This is a genomic window from Shewanella litorisediminis, assembly GCF_016834455.1.
Taxonomy (GTDB): domain Bacteria; phylum Pseudomonadota; class Gammaproteobacteria; order Enterobacterales; family Shewanellaceae; genus Shewanella; species Shewanella litorisediminis.
Genome location: NZ_CP069213.1, coordinates 1,647,548 through 1,663,458, shown reverse-complemented (window position 1 = coordinate 1,663,458; position 15,911 = coordinate 1,647,548). Strand labels below are relative to the sequence as shown.

General features: G+C 55.3%; 16 protein-coding genes. 3 read left to right on the top strand and 13 right to left on the bottom strand.

Features of this window, described 5'->3' with window-relative positions; all coding sequences use genetic code 11:
- The first annotated feature begins 22 nt into the window (after positions 1-22).
- Together JQC75_RS07275 and JQC75_RS07270 are read left to right on the top strand one after the other, a co-directional pair.
- Entirely contained in the window at positions 23-181 is a 159-nt protein-coding gene (locus JQC75_RS07275; RefSeq protein ID WP_083766438.1) for a YnbE family lipoprotein, read from the top strand.
- A gap of 12 nt (positions 182-193) precedes the next feature.
- A complete protein-coding gene (locus JQC75_RS07270) occupies positions 194-511 on the top strand; it encodes a YdbL family probable chaperone protein (RefSeq protein WP_203326754.1) in 318 nt (105 codons plus the stop codon).
- A gap of 143 nt (positions 512-654) precedes the next feature.
- Here the strand turns inward: JQC75_RS07270 and arsB are convergent, their stop codons facing one another.
- The 6 genes from arsB to JQC75_RS07240 all read right to left on the bottom strand — a co-directional run bounded on the left by arsB (position 655) and on the right by JQC75_RS07240 (position 8,476).
- On the bottom strand, positions 655-1,731 hold the full coding sequence (gene arsB / locus JQC75_RS07265) for an ACR3 family arsenite efflux transporter (RefSeq protein ID WP_203326753.1): 1,077 nt from the start codon (positions 1,729-1,731) through the stop codon (positions 655-657).
- Positions 1,732-2,063: 332 nt separating this feature from the next.
- Positions 2,064-2,501, bottom strand: a complete 438-nt coding sequence (tnpA, locus tag JQC75_RS07260; protein WP_203325554.1) for an IS200/IS605 family transposase — start codon at positions 2,499-2,501, stop codon at positions 2,064-2,066.
- A gap of 232 nt (positions 2,502-2,733) precedes the next feature.
- A complete protein-coding gene (locus tag JQC75_RS07255) occupies positions 2,734-5,568 on the bottom strand; it encodes an ExeM/NucH family extracellular endonuclease (protein WP_203326752.1) in 2,835 nt (944 codons plus the stop codon).
- Between the two features lie 259 nt (positions 5,569-5,827).
- Positions 5,828-6,328, bottom strand: a complete 501-nt coding sequence (locus JQC75_RS07250) for a GDYXXLXY domain-containing protein (RefSeq protein ID WP_203326751.1) — start codon at positions 6,326-6,328, stop codon at positions 5,828-5,830.
- Complete coding sequence (locus JQC75_RS07245) at positions 6,325-7,371, bottom strand: DUF4401 domain-containing protein (RefSeq protein WP_203326750.1); 1,047 nt, start codon at positions 7,369-7,371, stop codon at positions 6,325-6,327. The genes JQC75_RS07250 and JQC75_RS07245 overlap by 4 nt, the downstream gene beginning before the upstream one ends.
- Positions 7,361-8,476, bottom strand: a complete 1,116-nt coding sequence (locus tag JQC75_RS07240) for a DUF2157 domain-containing protein (RefSeq protein ID WP_203326749.1) — start codon at positions 8,474-8,476, stop codon at positions 7,361-7,363. The genes JQC75_RS07245 and JQC75_RS07240 overlap by 11 nt, the downstream gene beginning before the upstream one ends.
- A gap of 178 nt (positions 8,477-8,654) precedes the next feature.
- Here JQC75_RS07240 and JQC75_RS07235 point away from each other — a divergent pair, with 178 nt between their 5' ends.
- Positions 8,655-9,461 carry a substrate-binding periplasmic protein gene (locus tag JQC75_RS07235; RefSeq protein WP_203326748.1) on the top strand — a complete coding sequence of 269 codons (807 nt, stop codon included), beginning with the start codon at positions 8,655-8,657 and terminating at the stop codon, positions 9,459-9,461.
- Here the strand turns inward: JQC75_RS07235 and JQC75_RS07230 are convergent.
- The 7 genes from JQC75_RS07230 to JQC75_RS07200 all read right to left on the bottom strand — a co-directional run bounded on the left by JQC75_RS07230 (position 9,436) and on the right by JQC75_RS07200 (position 15,888).
- Positions 9,436-10,689, bottom strand: a complete 1,254-nt coding sequence (locus JQC75_RS07230; RefSeq protein ID WP_203326747.1) for an ABC transporter permease — start codon at positions 10,687-10,689, stop codon at positions 9,436-9,438. The two genes, JQC75_RS07235 and JQC75_RS07230, sit on opposite strands and share 26 nt — an antisense overlap.
- The gene (locus JQC75_RS07225; RefSeq protein WP_203326746.1) at positions 10,686-11,888 is read right to left on the bottom strand and encodes an efflux RND transporter periplasmic adaptor subunit; all 1,203 of its coding nucleotides are present in this window, start codon (positions 11,886-11,888) and stop codon (positions 10,686-10,688) included. The genes JQC75_RS07230 and JQC75_RS07225 overlap by 4 nt, the downstream gene beginning before the upstream one ends.
- Positions 11,885-13,069 (bottom strand): efflux RND transporter periplasmic adaptor subunit, encoded by a 1,185-nt coding sequence (locus tag JQC75_RS07220; RefSeq protein ID WP_203326745.1) that lies wholly within the window; start codon positions 13,067-13,069, stop codon positions 11,885-11,887. The genes JQC75_RS07225 and JQC75_RS07220 overlap by 4 nt, the downstream gene beginning before the upstream one ends.
- On the bottom strand, positions 13,066-14,046 hold the full coding sequence (locus JQC75_RS07215) for an HlyD family secretion protein (protein WP_203326744.1): 981 nt from the start codon (positions 14,044-14,046) through the stop codon (positions 13,066-13,068). Before JQC75_RS07215 ends, JQC75_RS07220 begins: the two co-directional genes overlap by 4 nt.
- On the bottom strand, positions 14,039-14,731 hold the full coding sequence (locus tag JQC75_RS07210; RefSeq protein ID WP_203326743.1) for an ABC transporter ATP-binding protein: 693 nt from the start codon (positions 14,729-14,731) through the stop codon (positions 14,039-14,041). The genes JQC75_RS07215 and JQC75_RS07210 overlap by 8 nt, the downstream gene beginning before the upstream one ends.
- Before the next feature lie 109 nt (positions 14,732-14,840).
- A complete protein-coding gene (locus JQC75_RS07205) occupies positions 14,841-15,221 on the bottom strand; it encodes a hypothetical protein (RefSeq protein ID WP_203326742.1) in 381 nt (126 codons plus the stop codon).
- A 250-nt stretch (positions 15,222-15,471) separates the two neighbouring features.
- Positions 15,472-15,888, bottom strand: a complete 417-nt coding sequence (locus JQC75_RS07200; protein ID WP_239002103.1) for a hypothetical protein — start codon at positions 15,886-15,888, stop codon at positions 15,472-15,474.
- Positions 15,889-15,911 lie beyond the last annotated feature (23 nt).

Here is a 15,911-nt window from a genome sequence, read left to right as displayed (position 1 = left end):
AGTCGCACCCGGCCTTGGCGCCATGATGGCGCTGCTGATAACAGCCTGCTCGCCGACGGTCAAAATTGAGCCGCCCGACAAGCCGATTGTTATTAATCTGAACGTGAAAATTGAACACGAAATCCGCATCAAGGTGGACAAGGAGCTTGATGCCCTGCTCGCCGACGACCAGCTGTTCTGACCGGAGAATGCGATGAAAAGATGGATACTGATGACAGCCGCCGCCCTGCTTTCTTTCAATGTGTTTGCCATGGATCTGCAGCAGGCCAAATCGGAAGGTTTTTTGGGTGAGCAGCAAAATGGATACCTGGGCCTGGTAAAAGACAACCCTGAGGCCCGTGCGCTGATGGACGAAGTGAACACCAAGCGCCGTGCCCACTACGAAAAAATTGCCGCTAAAAACAAAATTGCCACCTCGGATGTGGCCAAACTCGCCGCCGAAAAAGCCATCAAGGCTGCCGACAAGGGGCACTTTATCCAGGACCCATCGGGCAAGTGGATAAAGAAATAGTTTTCGCAATCAGCACAAGCAGCGTTTCACGACCTGGCGGAGTACCCAAATCCCGGGTACTCCGCCATTGCTTATTATCCCCAGCCAGGGTTTGGGTCGAAGCATCTCAGGCACGGAGTGATTGAGCTCAAGACCCATAGGCTTTAAGACGTACTCAAAGACTTGGCGTAACCCTGCTTGAGGCGAAGCGCCACGTTAACCAGCAGGATAAGCACAGGCACCTCCACCAGCGGACCTATCACACCGGCAAACGCCTGATCTGAACTCAAGCCGAATACTGCAATCGAAACGGCAATGGCCAATTCAAAGTTATTCCCGGTCGCGGTAAACGCAATGGAGGCGTTTTTATCGTAGGGAAGCCCAAGCTTTTTACCAATAAAGAAGCTGGTGAAAAACATCAGCACAAAGTACACCACCAGGGGAAGGGCCACCCGCAGCACATCCATGGGCAGCTGCACTATCATTTCCCCCTTGAGGCTGAACATCAGCACTATGGTTGCCAGGAGCGCTATCAGCGTAATGGGTGAAATGGCCGGGATAAAGCGTTCTGTGTACCACTGCTCGCCCTTGGCTCTAATCAGGTATTTACGGCTCAAGAAACCCGCAATAAAGGGAATGCCGAGATAAATCAACACACTCTTGGCAATATCCAGCATAGTGATATCCACAGCAAAACCCTGCAGCCCAAACAGCGGTGGCAAGACTGTAATAAACAGCCACGCCATAAAGCTGTAGGTCAGAATTTGAAATGCGCTGTTTAAGGCCACCAGTCCTGCGCCATATTCCTTGCTGCCGCCGGCAAGGTCATTCCATACCAGCACCATGGCGATGCAGCGGGCAAGGCCAATCAAAATCAGGCCGACCATATAACCCGGGTAGTCCCTTAAAAACAGCAGCGCTATGGCAAACATCAATATCGGACCAATCAACCAGTTCATCAGCAGCGACAAGGTGATGGCACGGCGATCCCTTGCCATGCTGCCCATGGTGGCATAATTCACCTTGGCCAGTGGTGGGTACATCATCAGGATGAGGCCAATCGCCAGCGGCACGTTGGTAGAGCCCACGGACATTGCCTCATTGAGCTGAGCGATGCCGGGAAAGAGGTAGCCAAGTGCCACTCCCAAAGCCATGGCCACAAAAATCCACAGGGTCAGATTTCGGTCGAGAAAACTCATCTTTTGGCTGATTGGCAAATCAGTACAACTATTGGTCGTCATCGGGAAACTCCAGGAAAGCCAGATGATTCATAAAATCAATAACATGGTAAACCAAGCTAAATGACAGCTACCATCAAAATAAACAGGATCATGAATCAAATGTACGCCCTAATATCCGGAAAAAAGCGTGATTAAGTCCCAGAACTACGATTTTCATGGCCAGTTTGTCCGGCAGCCACCGGACAATGCCATTCCCGCACGTCACCCCACCTTGAACATCCCCCCACCCCGCGTGAGCATGCCAAAATCAAGTTAATGGCCTATCCAAGTAAAGAATCCGCCTTCTTAGAAGGCGGCTTTAATTCGCCCCTAGAAGGGGCTATCGCTATCTTCTAACCCATCTGCAACGATAACTGAGCCTCATGCTCTAAGTCTTGTTTGTCTTGATGTCTTACATAACGCCTTATGATGGCTTCATTTACACCAACCGTATCGACAAAGTAGCCACGGGCCCAAAATTTGTTGCCCCATAGTCGTTTACGTACATGCGGAAACTTATTGAATAACCTAATCGCACTTCTACCTTTTAATACACCCATCAGAGTCGATATCGAAAGCTTCGGTGGAATTATCACCACCAAATGCACATGATCTACCTGAACATTCAGCTCCAAAACCTCACAACCTTTCATATTGCATAGGATATAAATAGACCTATACAGCTCCTTGCCAAGATTGCCTTTGAGCATTTTAAAACGGTACTTCGGAGTCCAAACGGTGTGATATTTACAACGCCAGTAAACATGTGATGAACTTCTGTAATCGCCCATGCTTCTAGTTACCTCTTACTTGTGGTGAATAAGAAGGTCTCTTTTAGCATGGGCGTTATTCAGGCTATAGCCTCAAGGAACAATCACCACCGCCTTAGGCGGTGGTTTAGGGATGACAATAAAAAACCGGCGCATGGCGCCGGTTTTTTCTGCCCTTACTTTTTCAAAGGGCCGAGCGGTAAGCTTCTCCTGCACTGCCAGTCAGCCAGAGTGCAGGCCGTTTGCTGTATGCTTAAAAGCTCAGACTGGTGCTGTCGGTCGCCCCATCGTTGTCAGTCACTGTGAGGTTGACCTCACTGGCACTGCCGGCGCGGCGCAGTACCACGGAGCTTGCGAAACGGACACCGTCGTTAAACTGCCACAGCTGCTTGCGGATGCGGCCATCGGTATCGTAGCTGGCTGAAACGAACACATGGAACAGACCAAAATCCAGATGTTCGATGGCAGCCACAGGCGCCTGGTTGTCGGCGTTTACGCCAACCGCTACCTGCTGTGTCACCGTGGTGCTGCCACCCAGATTATCGGTCACGGTCAGGCTCACCTGATACACTCCGCGCTTGGCAAACTTGTGCTCAACCGCATCACCCATGGCCTCAGTACCATCACCAAAGTTCCAGTGAATGGTGGCTATGTCACCATCGGCGTCAGTGGCATTGGCCACGAACGCCACTTTGCGACCACGCATTTCATAGCTGAAGCTGGCAACAGGCAGTTTATTGGCGCGTTCCAGCTGCAGTGAAATCACCACAGGGTCGTGATCCGATGAACGGTAGGCATCCATGCTGTAGAGGGACTCCACCTGCCCTGCACTCTTGAACTCGACGTTGTAATCAAGAATGCGTGGCTCGTCGGTGTTGATATGCCATTCGGTCACATCCACCACCTTGTCCAGCAAGGCAGCGTTCGCCAGTGCATGGTCGAGCTGACCTGACTCACCGGAGAACACATAGGAGTAGGCTGCTTCTTTACCCAGATGGGCAAAAAGCTCGGTCAGCCCGGCCTCATTCAATGCCGTCAGCGGGTTTTCCATGGCATAGGAGTTAAGGTCGCCAATGACCAGCACAGGGGCGTCAGCAAACTCACTGTTCAGGAACTCACCCACGGCTTTGGCAGCGCGGGTACGGGTCAGGTTGCAGTTGCCCTGGCCATCCCCCAGATCCGGGTCATTTTCGGCCACACAGTCACTGCCCTTGGACTTGAAGTGGTTTACCGCAACCACCAAAGGCTCGTCAGTTTCCAGATGACGGAAGGCCTGAGCCAACATGGGGCGGTTTTTCTGGTCGTTGAACAGTACCTTGCCTTCGTCATCCAAAGCCGAGTTGCTGCTGTCGAGAATGGCGGCAGCGCCTTTTGGCGTCACCTTATCGGCCCGGTAAACAATACCCACGCTGATAGCATCTGTGCCAATGGCTGCCACGCCCGGATTGATGTAGCTGTAGCGGCCCGCTTCGGTGGCGGCGTTCAGGCCGTTGACCAGATCGGCAATGGCCGACTCGCTGCCGAAACCATCATTTTCGATTTCCATCAGGCCCAGTACATCGGCCTCGATGGCCTTCATGGCACTGATGATTTTCGCGCGCTGGCGCTCAAATTCGACGGCGGTATTGGCACCGCGCGCGGTGGGGAAACCGCCGCCCAGACCATCACCGTTGAAGTAGTTAAGCACGTTGAAGCTGGCGACCTTGAGGTTGCCCGCATCCAGCGCCGGTGCATCGGTGCGCGGATTGCTGGCAACAAAGTTGACGGTATCCACAGGCATCAGGCGGTACACCCCAAAACCATAGTGCATCACGGCGGTCAGATTGGTCACAGTATCACCCACACGCACTGTGTTGGTGGCACTGAGGCCAGGTGCCGGGTAAATCACGGGGTCAGGATTCTGGCTGGTGCGGCCATCGTCCAGCAAAATGCTGTCACGCTGGTTGGCGGCGCTTACGGCAAGGGCATCGGCGCCAGGGGCTGCAACCTGAGTACCAATAAAGTGACGACTGCCACCCAGCATGATTTCGCCGTAGCGACCGAGGTTATAAACCTCATTCACCACCAGATTCTGACTGAAGTTAACCAGCATGCCTTCAAAGGCTTCAAGCTCAGTCACATCGTCTACCGGCAGACTGAGAGCGGCGGCAGTTGGCAGCGGCTGAGCCGTGGCACAAAGCGTCTTGTCGGTGAGGTTAGTCAGCTCAGTCAGGCCCTGATATTCCGCCACCTTGGCTTTTACGCGAACCCGGTCGCCCACCTGATAGTCGGTGGGGGCGTTGCCGGTATACAGGAACACGCCTTCGGAGGTTTGTGCATCGCTATCCTGCTCGGAGTCGGCCATTTGCAGGAACACGCCCTTGAGACCTGCCTCCTGATTGCTGACGACTATGGCTTCCACTTCCACAATCTGGCCAACCAGAGGGCTTGCAGCGCCCGCCCCCTGAATACTGTGAATGGCAGTAGCGGACGTACCACACATCAGGCCCTCTGCCGGTGGGTCTGTTGGGTCGGTGGGATCGGTTGGACCGCTGGAAAACTGGCCCAGATTGGAGAAATCGTCCTGGGCAAAACCAATCCAGGTGCTTAGGGTCACAGCATCGAAGGGATCTGTGTCGGCCACCAGGTTGGCCCCATCACGGCGCAGGGTATTGTCGGCAGTGGACAACAAACCGCTGCCCCACTGGCTGCCGGGGTCCACACCAATTTGGCCGAGGCTGTCGATAACACTGCCAAGGTGCTCCAGCACTATGGCATCGTCGCCATTGAAAAAGCTGGCGTTACTGGCAAGCTGGGTACGGCTTAAAATGTCGGCGCTGGCATCATTGTCGGCAACCACAAAGGTGGCACCCGGCGCCAGTATACCGTTCAGGGCAATGTTACTGCCCGAGGTGCTGTTACCGTTAAAGTAAAACTTAAGCTGGTATTGGCTCAGGTCTACCGCGGCCGCGGTTGGATTGAAAAGTTCAATGGCTTTGTTGTTGCTGGAACCTTCGACATATTCAGAAATGACGAGGTTGTCGGCGGCAAAAGCATTGGCAGAGACAGCAGCCAACGCCAGAGCGACCAGGGACGCTTTGGTTTTCATGTGTTAACCCCTAAAAATTGTGGATGTGCTTTTTATATAATTATCCGCACGATATACTTTATCATATTGATTTACCCAGATATTCTGCGAAAATCGGAACCGATTCTACATCAGAAATGTTACAGGTGGGTGTCATATGTAAAGCAATTGCCACTTTTGTATGGTCAACCTCAGAAAGTATCAAACCCGGCTAAGGGCGGTGCGTTCCAGTCGCCTGCCACACCAAGCTCACATTAAAAAACCTGTTTAACTTTCATAGTTATAACGCATTGAACTGCTCGTCCAACAAGGCGCTGAGCAGCACACTGCCATCATCACCCAGGCGAAACTCGCCATATTTGGCGTTATCGAAGCGCGCAGCGCTGCCTTCTTCAAAGAACCAGGCGTTGCTGGCCAGCTTTATCTGCCCGTCCCGCAGCCGGAACTGGACACGCAGCACATCAGCAGGCTTGGGCTCGCCCCGTTCAATGGCAAAAAAGTGCGCCTGGGCGTGCTCATCCAGAGTCACCCAGAGATACCCTGTCATGCTGCCGGCACGCTCCTCATCGGTGAGCGCACCGAGTATGGGTGCCTCGAGGGCATACGCGAGCGCCATATAGTCTCCCTGCATTAAAGACCTTGGGTCGACGGGAGCCAGCGCAAACCGCACCACAGTGCCCTCAGCCAGTTGCCGCTCCTTTGATGCTATGTCGAGATTAATCACAGCCAATAAGCCAAAGGTGGCGATGAGGGTTAGCCAAAACGCGTTAAGCCGTTTCATGATGCCTCCCTGCGAGAGAGCCAAAATCCCACCGACATCAGTAAGGCACCCAGGCCCATCAGCACGATGGATTTGGACAAGAGCGTCAGTGACAACTCATAGTAATAGGCGCTGAAGTAAAGCAGCGCAGCAACAGCGGCCAGCAGTACATAAAGTCGCTCCCGGCGTTGCCAGCCAAAGAGCCACAGCGCCATGGCAAGGGCCAGCCCGGAAAACTGGCTGAAAAGTAAGGTTAATCCCAGCGTGCCCAGCACCCAGCCCCAAACGGGCACATCAAGCCGCCTTAGCAGGGCCGCGCAAAAAATAATAAACATCAGGTAGCTCGCCACCTTGGCGAAGATGAATGCCGTGCCGCCAAGCCCCTCAAGCGTCCAGGCTGCGCCCAAAAACATCAACTGCTCGTCCAGCACCAGGGGTAATGTAAGCACCAAGAGCACCATCCCATGGGATAACCGCCGTGCAAACGGGTGTATTCCGGCCAGTGTTAAGCGTATCCAGGGCTGCCACAAACCATTGACCCAGCCCAGCGCCAACAATAGCGCAGGTAACATCCACGCAGCCTCATTAACACTGTCGAAGGCCTGGGCAAGTAGAACCAGTGCGCCGAATACCGACAGCTGCCCATCGGCGCCATAGCGGCAAAACCAGCCGTTCAGCGCCAGCACGCAGGCTCCAGCCAACCAATAGACACTGCCGGGCTCATCGAAATAGTGCGCAAGCCCCCACAGGGTAGCCAGCATGGCGGCAAGGTTGGTGGCAAAGCCAAGTTGGGTCAGAAACTCCAGCCCCTTGCTTTGGCTGTAAATGCCCCTGGCGATAACCGCATACATCAGCCCCACCACCAGCGCCATCCTGTCTTCAAAGCGTAAAAATTCTTCCACCATGAGCACAGAAAACCCCAGAAAAAAGACGGCGGCGACCCAACCGGATAAGCCTGTGAGCAAGGTTAACCAAAGCGGCCCCTGGTTATGCTCCGGCAAGCTGGACTGAGTCGTCAGGCCTTTCTCTGTGAGACATTGCCAAAGCTGAGATTTATCCACCATGATGGGCCTCCTGCCGAGCTTCGGTCTTCAATAATCCTTTGAGATAAATAGCAAGACCACTGCTGCAGCCAATCACATACCAGCCTACCAGCAGAAAACTGCCCTCCGACTCACTGCTTTCAAAGAGCACGCGCGCCAGCAGGATGCTCGACACGGCGATAACCGCGAATCCCCATATGCCCAGTGCCGTCACCCGCGGGCACCACCTGCGGTACACAAGGATAATCAGCGGCAGCAACGCCAGCAGCACAACAAAGAGAACGCCATGGTACCAGCCAAGGGGGTTATCCAGGGTGTGATAGGCGCCGTACCAGGCGAGGCCTGCCACGCCGGCCGTCAGGGCCAGAGTGTTGGTGAAGGGCTGAATAAGCAGGGCTAACCTGCGTCTTTGTCCGACTTCAAGCAGCCAGTGCAGGCCAAGGTTGGCGATGGCAATTGCCAACATCACCGCGTCAACGTCACCCACTATGCCCCAAAGGCTGCCCAGACTGGCAAAATGGAGCCACAGGGCGAGATTGGCCTGTGCCCAAAAGGCACTCCAGAGCAGATCGCTGCGATACGCGAGCGCCGGCAGCAGGGTAAAGGTCGCCCAAATGGCAAAGAGCTGCCAGGGATCGGCCCCGGTCTGATACACCTGCCCCACCAGCGCCAGCAAGGCGCCCACCAACAAATCCAGCAGCAGTAATAGCGCGCCCGTAAGCCACGCAGATAGCGGATTCTCTCGTTTTTGCCGAACACAAAGATAAAGCCCGAGCAAAGTAAGCACTATGGCCGACTCCACCAGGGCAAATTTGGCAACATGGTGCAGACTTGCCCAGTTGTAGGCAAAAAAGAAAATAATCCCGGCGCCCAGGGATAAGGCACCAAGGTAAAGCATCATGGTGCAGAGCGACTTGACCCAGTGTTGTGGATGCTGAGCCTCATAGGCTTCAACCAGCGAGGGCAACTGAGATAATGCACCCGGGCTCAATAATCCGCCGTCGAGCCAATGTGTCAGCAGCGCGCGAACAGAAGGAGACTCCGGCATTATCGCGCTCTCCATGCTCCTGGGTTTAGCGGGCTCCACGCTTGTGGCGTTAGCGGGGGCGGTTGCGTTTCGCTGCATACTTTCTCCTGCACGTTTTTCTTTGTAGGCTTATCTCTGCCAAGGGTCATCCCTGGCACAGTGCCATCCCTGAATAAATTTTACCGTCAATCATGCGTCAAAAGGTCTATTTTAAACATCAGTGTGCTCGGGTTATGCTTGCCCGACGCTGAACCATTTTCTCAGGGCTTGTGAATTCATGAATCTCTTTCGCCGCTGCGTGACCCTTTTACTGCTCACAGTAAGCAGTGCCCTCACGGCCAATGCCGTGGCCGAGTCCAAAACCGTGACCATCGGCGGTTACTCTTTCCCACCCTATGTAATTGAAAACCAAGGTGACTATTCGGGTCTGGTTCCTGAGCTTATCGACAGTCTTAACCGGCTTCAGGGGGACTATGAATTCGTTTTCGTCCCCACCAGCATAGAGCGTCGATACGAAGCCTTTGAGCGCCACCGTTTCGATGTCATCCTGTTCGAGAGCCCGGACTGGGGCTGGCAGCACATCCCAAAGGCGGTGCTGCCGCTGGGGATCCTCGATAGTGAGGTCTTTGTGGGCCGAAGCCCCGAGGCCAACAGCGAGGGGTTCTTCAGCGATTTGGCCCAGCGTCGGGTATTGTTGGTGCGCGGCTATCATTACCGTTTTGCCGGATTCAATACCGACGAAAACGTTTTGAAGACCCAATATCTGGCCGAGTTGGTGCCAGACACCCGTGCTGCCGTCGAAGGTCTGCTGCTGGGGAGAGCAGATATAGCCCCCATCAGCCAGGCCTTTATCAGTTACTTTCAGCGCGCCTTCCCGGACAAGGCCGAAAAACTGGTGGTCTCGACCATAGTGGATCAGCAGTACAAACATACCGCCCTGATACACCCGCAGAGTCCACTGGATGTCGAGACGCTGCGGGCCTTGCTGGGGCAACTGGAACGTTCAGGCGAGCTTGCTCGCTTAATGAGCAAGTATCACCTCTCCCGTGATGTCCTCGTCAATCACGCTGGAGTGCCACAATAGGGTCGAGCCTCGCGGCCTTTTTGGCCGGGTACAAACCGAACCCTATACCCACCGCCATACACACCAACAGCGACAGGAGTATGGCGAACACTGACCAGGCCACAGGCCAGCCGGCCGCCGCTGAAATCACCAGCGCCAGCAGCAAACCCACGCCAATGCCAATCAGGCCGCCCGTGGCCGAAATCACCATGCTCTCTATCAAAAACTGTCTGGCGATATCCTTTTGGGTGGCGCCCAATGCCCGCAGCAACCCGATTTCCGAGGTGCGCTCCAAAATGGTGGCAAGCATGATATTCATGATACCTATGCCCCCCACCAGCAGCGAAATACCGGCCACACAGGCCATAACTATGTTGAAAATTTGCTGGGTTCGTTGATGCTGAGCAAGCAGGTCTGCCGGCACCACTATGTCGTAGTCCTGCTCATTGCCATGGCGACGGGACAACAGATGATCCACACTTTGCGCGGCAAGCGACGGGGCTATCCCCTCCTTCAGCGCAAACTTGATGGTATCCAGCTCATCTTCCAGGGGTTTGAACTGCATTTTTTTCAGCGCCGTAGCCAGCGGAATAAACACCTGGTTGCGCTCGCCGCCCACCTTGACGCCTGCAATGGCTGACTTGCCCTTTTCCCCCTCATCAAGCACGCCAACCACCGAAAACCACTGATGGTTGATTTTAATTCGCTGGCCCACGGCATCCCCCTGGGGGAAGAGGCTGCGGGCCGCCTCGGGTCCCAATACCGCCAGTTGACGGAAATGCTGTTCATCTTCTGCGCTGAGAAGCCGGCCCTCGGCAAGCTTTAAGGCGCTCAAATCAAAATAGCTGGGGGTTACCCCCTGCACCAGGGCATCGCTGCGGCCCTGCACACTGAAAAGTCCGAACACCTTCACCTGTTTACCGGCACTGTAGGCCTCGATGAAAGGGAGGGTTTCCATGGCACTTTCTATGTCACGCAGGCTCAGACCTATGCTGTGTTCACGGACGGTTTTCAGGGCTTCCCCTTCCGATGGGCGCGCATTGACCACCAGGTTCTTAATTCCCATGGACTCAATCATCTTCAGGGCTTCACGCTCGGCGCCTTCGCCCACGCTGAGCATGGCAATCACGGCTCCTACCCCAAAAATCATCCCCAGCAGTGTCAGCGCCGTACGCAACTTGTGGTGCAGCATCTCACCCAGCGCTTGCACCACGCCTGCGCGATATTGACGAAAAGTATCCTGCATCATGCCTGAGTTCTCCTGCGCGGTACTGTCAGGGCGACCACATCCCCTTCTTTAAGCCCCTCAAGGATCACGGTTCGGTTCAGGCTGCGACTGCCCGGGGTAATGGTTTGTTCGATAAATCCGTCCTGGGATTTGACATACACCCAGTAGCGGCCTTCACGCTGAAAAATGGCCTGATTGGGCACTGCCAGCACCTGGTCTTCACTGAGGGCCGACACCCTTGCCTGCACCTGACGACCGGGCAGCATAATCTGGGTATCTGTGACATCGAGGGTCACGGTGAACTCAAAATAGTTAACCGGGCTGTCCCTGTCTTTGGGTTTGGCCAGAGCATCCACCTGGGTCACCTTGCCGGTAAAGGGCTTGTCGGGGTATGCATCCAGTGTCAGTACCACGGGCTTGTCTACTGCAAGCCCCACCGCTTCTGACTCAAGCACCCACAGCTTTGCCTGCATCACAGAGGTATCCGGCAAGGTGCCAAGCGGAATGCCGGACCACACCATGTCACCGGCCATGGGCAAGGCGCCGCTCCAGCCGGGTTGCATCACAAACAGGCCATCATGGGGTGCCGTAATTTCCATCTGGGACAGGTTGCTTTGATAGGTGGCAATCTTTGCCTGTATGCCTTTTTGTTTCAATCGGATAAGGTCAAGCTCGGCGGTAGCCTGTGCATCATGACTGCCCTTACCCCAATCGAAATAACCCAAACGCGCCTGCAAATAATCCTTGTTGCGCATCTGGTCTATGATGTCGATTTTGGTGTACACCCGCTCATCATCGGTGAAAAAGCGCTCCGACAGGTTGAGCTCTTCTTCAGTCACGTCCCGGCCAATCACCAGCTCCTGGGCCGTGGTGAGGTTTTTTTCGGCCTGTATGTCGCCATCCAGCGCCAGCTTGTCGAAATCGTATTTTTCAAGCTCCAGCTCCAGGGTTTCACGGCGGCCATCAAGCCTGGCCACCACGTCCCCGGCCGTCACCTCAGAAAAATTATCTAGGATCCAGGCAAGGGACTGAGGGCCTCGAAGGCCGCCCGGCACAGACACAGGGGTGGCGCTTTTGGCCTCAAGCTCTCCACGGGCAGGAATTTCCACCTTGAAGTCGCTGCGGCTCACTTTCATGGTGAGCACCGCTGTTTCCGTGGATTCCTGACAGCCCACCAGCAGCGCCATTGGTAACAGTGGCAATAACATTAGCCGTTTCATTTCAGTATCACCTCATCCCCCAGTGCCAATCCGGACAGCACCACCACCCGGTCGCGCCCTGAATCGCCCAGCGCCACAAACTGGCGGCTGTCACCCAGAAGGCCCGATTGCCACACAAAGGGACGCCCTTCTTCATAGTGCACCGCATCCAGCGGCAACAGGAGTGCACTCTTATCCTGCACCACATCGATGTTGATTTTGGCCGTCATCCCCGGGCGCATCAGCTCCTTGTCCACTTCATCAAAGCGGGCCACGGCGTCAAACACCACCAGCGGAATGTCATCATTCTTTCGGCGAAATACGGCGCCGGTTTCCGACAAGGTGCCGTGAAACACCCGCTCAGGATTGGCGTCCAAACGGATCTTTACCCTGAGGCCCGCGCGCACCCGGTTGGCTTCCACTTCGGGAATGGCCATCGCCACCTGCATCCGGTCCAGATCCGGCATGGAAAACACCGCATCTCCGGCAAACACCGACTGGCCTTCCTTGATTTTGTTGCCCTGAGGATCTGTGCCATACACCACCATGCCGTCACGGGGCGCTTTGAGGCTCATGGCGGCAATGCCCTGTTTAAGCGCCGCCACCTCGGCCGCAAACTTTTGCCGGTCGCCGTCCAGCATGGCCATGCGGCCCTTGATACTTTCCTGTTCGAGCATGAATTTACGCTCGATAAGGGCCACCTTTTCGGTGGCGATAATGGCATCGCGCTGATACTTTTCTTTGTCGATGGCAGCCACGGTTTCGTCTGAAAGTTCAAACTTACGCAGCGCCTTTTCTTCTTCCATCCTGGCTTCGGCAAGCTCGAGTTTAAGCTCCTCCAGCTTTTTGGCGTTTCTCAGGCGCGAGGTTTCTATGTCCTGCACAGTCGCCTCAAGCTCGGCGCTTTTTACCTGCAGCCTTTGATTGAGCTCCGAGGTATCAAGCCTTGCCACCACTGAGCCCTGTTTCACTTCCTTGCCCTCGGGGGCAAGGCTCTTGACCTGATACTGCCACACCCGGCGCATGGCAGGCGGCATCATCGACAGGGTATCGGCGGAGGTTAAGACGCCGGTCACCTCGACCTGTTGCACCAATTGACCTTCGACTACGGCTACCGTGGCACTGTCACCGCATCCCCCAAAAAGCAGGGCACCAATAAAGACTGGCAAGGCTTTCAGCCCCGTTTGCATCCGCTTTCTCATGGCTGCACCTCCACCATCACGCTCATTCCCGGTGACAGTTCGAGCCCCGCAGCATCACTCAAGGCCACTTCAACCCTGAACCACTTGCTCTGACCCCAGGAACTCTTGGTGACGGCCTGGCGGCCTATGCTTGCCACCTTACCCTGAACCTGCAATCCGGGTTTGGCATCCAGCGACAGGCACACGGGCTGACCGAGGCGAACTTTATCCACATCCACTTCGTTGGCCCAGGCCGACGCCTCGAGGCCATCGAGCGCGGGAATGCTGGCAATCTGGCGTCCAAACTGCACAGTATCGCCGGCCTGGTATTTCTTTTCGTTCCAATCGCGACCGATGATTACAGGCCCGGCGATTTCGGCCTTAAGTTCGAGCGCATCCAGCGCCGAAAGGGCGGCGCTGAGCTCCACCTCAGCCTTGCGCTTCTCAATGGCCAGCTGCTCAAGGCTGGACTTGCGTTTTTCGCGGGCCTCTTTAAGCGCCTGATTGGCCTTTTCAAGCTCAGTATTGGCCTGAAGTAACTTGAATTGGTTGTCGGCATATTCCTTGGCCGCAATATATTCGGCGGGAATGGAGGCATCGAGGCGGGCCTTTTCCACCGCCAAGGTCGCGCGGCGCACCTCAAACTGGGCAGACAGTAAAGCCGATTCCAGATCTATGCCCTGGCTTTGCTCCTGTGCCTTCACCCTGAGCAGACTGGCTTCGAGCTGCTCTATCTGGTTGGCAATCTGGCTTTTGTCGAAAATCACTATGGTGTCACCCACCCTGGCAAGCTTGCCTTCGGGAAACAGCCACTGAATTTGATGGCGCCAGGAATCACCGGCCTTGGGGACAGCAAAGGGCTGTGACCTGGCAGAGCTGATGCTGCCGGTGAGCAGCAGGCTTTGCTCTCCGCCTCCGCACATGGCCTGTGCCTCGGCGGCAGGGCTGAACAAGGGTGACAGCGCCAAAGCAATAAGGAGGGACTTGGGATTAACCATTGCTCACCTGCCTTGGCGTTTGCTTATCTTGCTGCACCACACCATCCCGCATACGGATAATTCGCCCGGCGCACTCGGCCACTTCTTCTTCGTGGGTCACCAGCACTATGGTTTGGCCGCTTCGGTGCAGCTCATCAAACAGCGCCATGATCTCCACCGAGGTCTTGGAGTCCAGCGCCCCTGTGGGTTCATCGGCAAGGAGCAATGTAGGGCGGTTGACCAGCGCCCGGGCGATTGCCACCCGCTGACGCTGACCGCCAGAGAGCTGATTGGGCCGATGGTCGAGCCGCTGCCCCAAACCCACCCGCTCTAAAAGTTCGATGGCATGTTGTCTGTCGCCCCGGGGGTTTTCAGAAAACCGCAGTGGCAAGAGCACATTATCCAGCGCAGATAAGCGAGGCAGCAGATGAAAGCTTTGGAACACAAATCCAATTTCCCGGTTTCGCACCGCAGACAGGGCATCATCCGATAAGCCGCCCACGGCACTGCCATTGAGCAGATAGTTGCCCGAGGTTGGTCTGTCCAGGCAGCCGATGATGTTCATCAATGTGGATTTGCCGGAGCCCGATGGCCCCATGATGGCAACAAATTCGTTTTGTCGGATATGAATGTCGACGCCCCGGAGGGCCTGGACTTCGGCGTCCCCCATCCTGAAGGACTTGGTCAATGCCTGTAGCGATATCATGACTGCTTGCTCTTACGTCCTATCCTGGACGTTTCTGTGAAGGAATGCGGATTAGTGAGTTCTGTTGTCTTATAAATCCCTCCCCATTGCAATAGAGATTTACGTTTCATTACAAAGAGATTGAGTCGAAGAGCCCACAGGCAAGCAGGCTGGTAACCGACAGCGCAGCACTCCCCAGCCACAGCCAGCGACTACCCAGAGCTTGCGGCAGTTCACCCAGCCAGCCAAGCCCGGCGAGCCATAGGGCCTTGATCCCGTAAAAGAGGGAAAACACACAGCAAAGGAGCATCGTCTGACTCGGCGCAAATACACCCAGCGCGGCAGCGAGCAGCATCAGGTTTACGCTGGTCAGCAGCACAATCAGGGTGCTGGCAAGACCTGCGAGCAGTGTTGCCCGGGGAAATGACTGAGACTCCCACCTGAAGCAACGCCACAGCCAAAGCACATATACGCTGGCAAACACCAGAACCCACAACAATCCCACGTTCATTTGATGCCTCCGTTTAAGTGACCCGCACACAGCTATCCTGGCACAAATGCCCAGACCGTCTTTTCCACCGGGCGTTGCTGGCCATCATGCCTGTCAAATAGCCTAACCCACATGGTGACGCCATATCGGCCGCCGGCAAGAAACCACATCACCCGCAAATAGAGAGACAGGACACAGACTTATGGGCTTTCGCTGGGGCATAAAAAAACGCCCCTGGGGGCGTTTTAATCGTATTTCCGGGCTGCAAACCTTACATGGTCGCCATCTGCCAGTATTCGAGTCTGGCGTTGGGATCCGCCAACAAGGTCTTGCAGCTTTCTTTGTACTTGGCCATCAGATTACCAAGACTAGAGGAGCCCGCCATAGAGGCTATCTGCCGGTCACGGGTTTCTTTCAGCGCCGCGTCCAAGTCGCCGTCACCATAGTATTTGCCTGCCAGTGTCAGGCTTTCGTCGGCAGAGGCCTTAAGACGCTCACCAACCGCCTGCATTTGCGGCGCATTCATGGCAGTGATGGCCTCGGAGCTGATTTGATAATAAGCCGCACATTCCAGCAGCTCGCCCGCCAGGGCTTTTTCGGCGTTGTCAGCCAGCGCGGGAACACTGAGGGTAGCAGCCAGGCTGAGGGAAACAAAAAGACGGGAAAAGATAACGCGCACTGAAGCCATAACTGTGATTTCCTTCAAGGTTT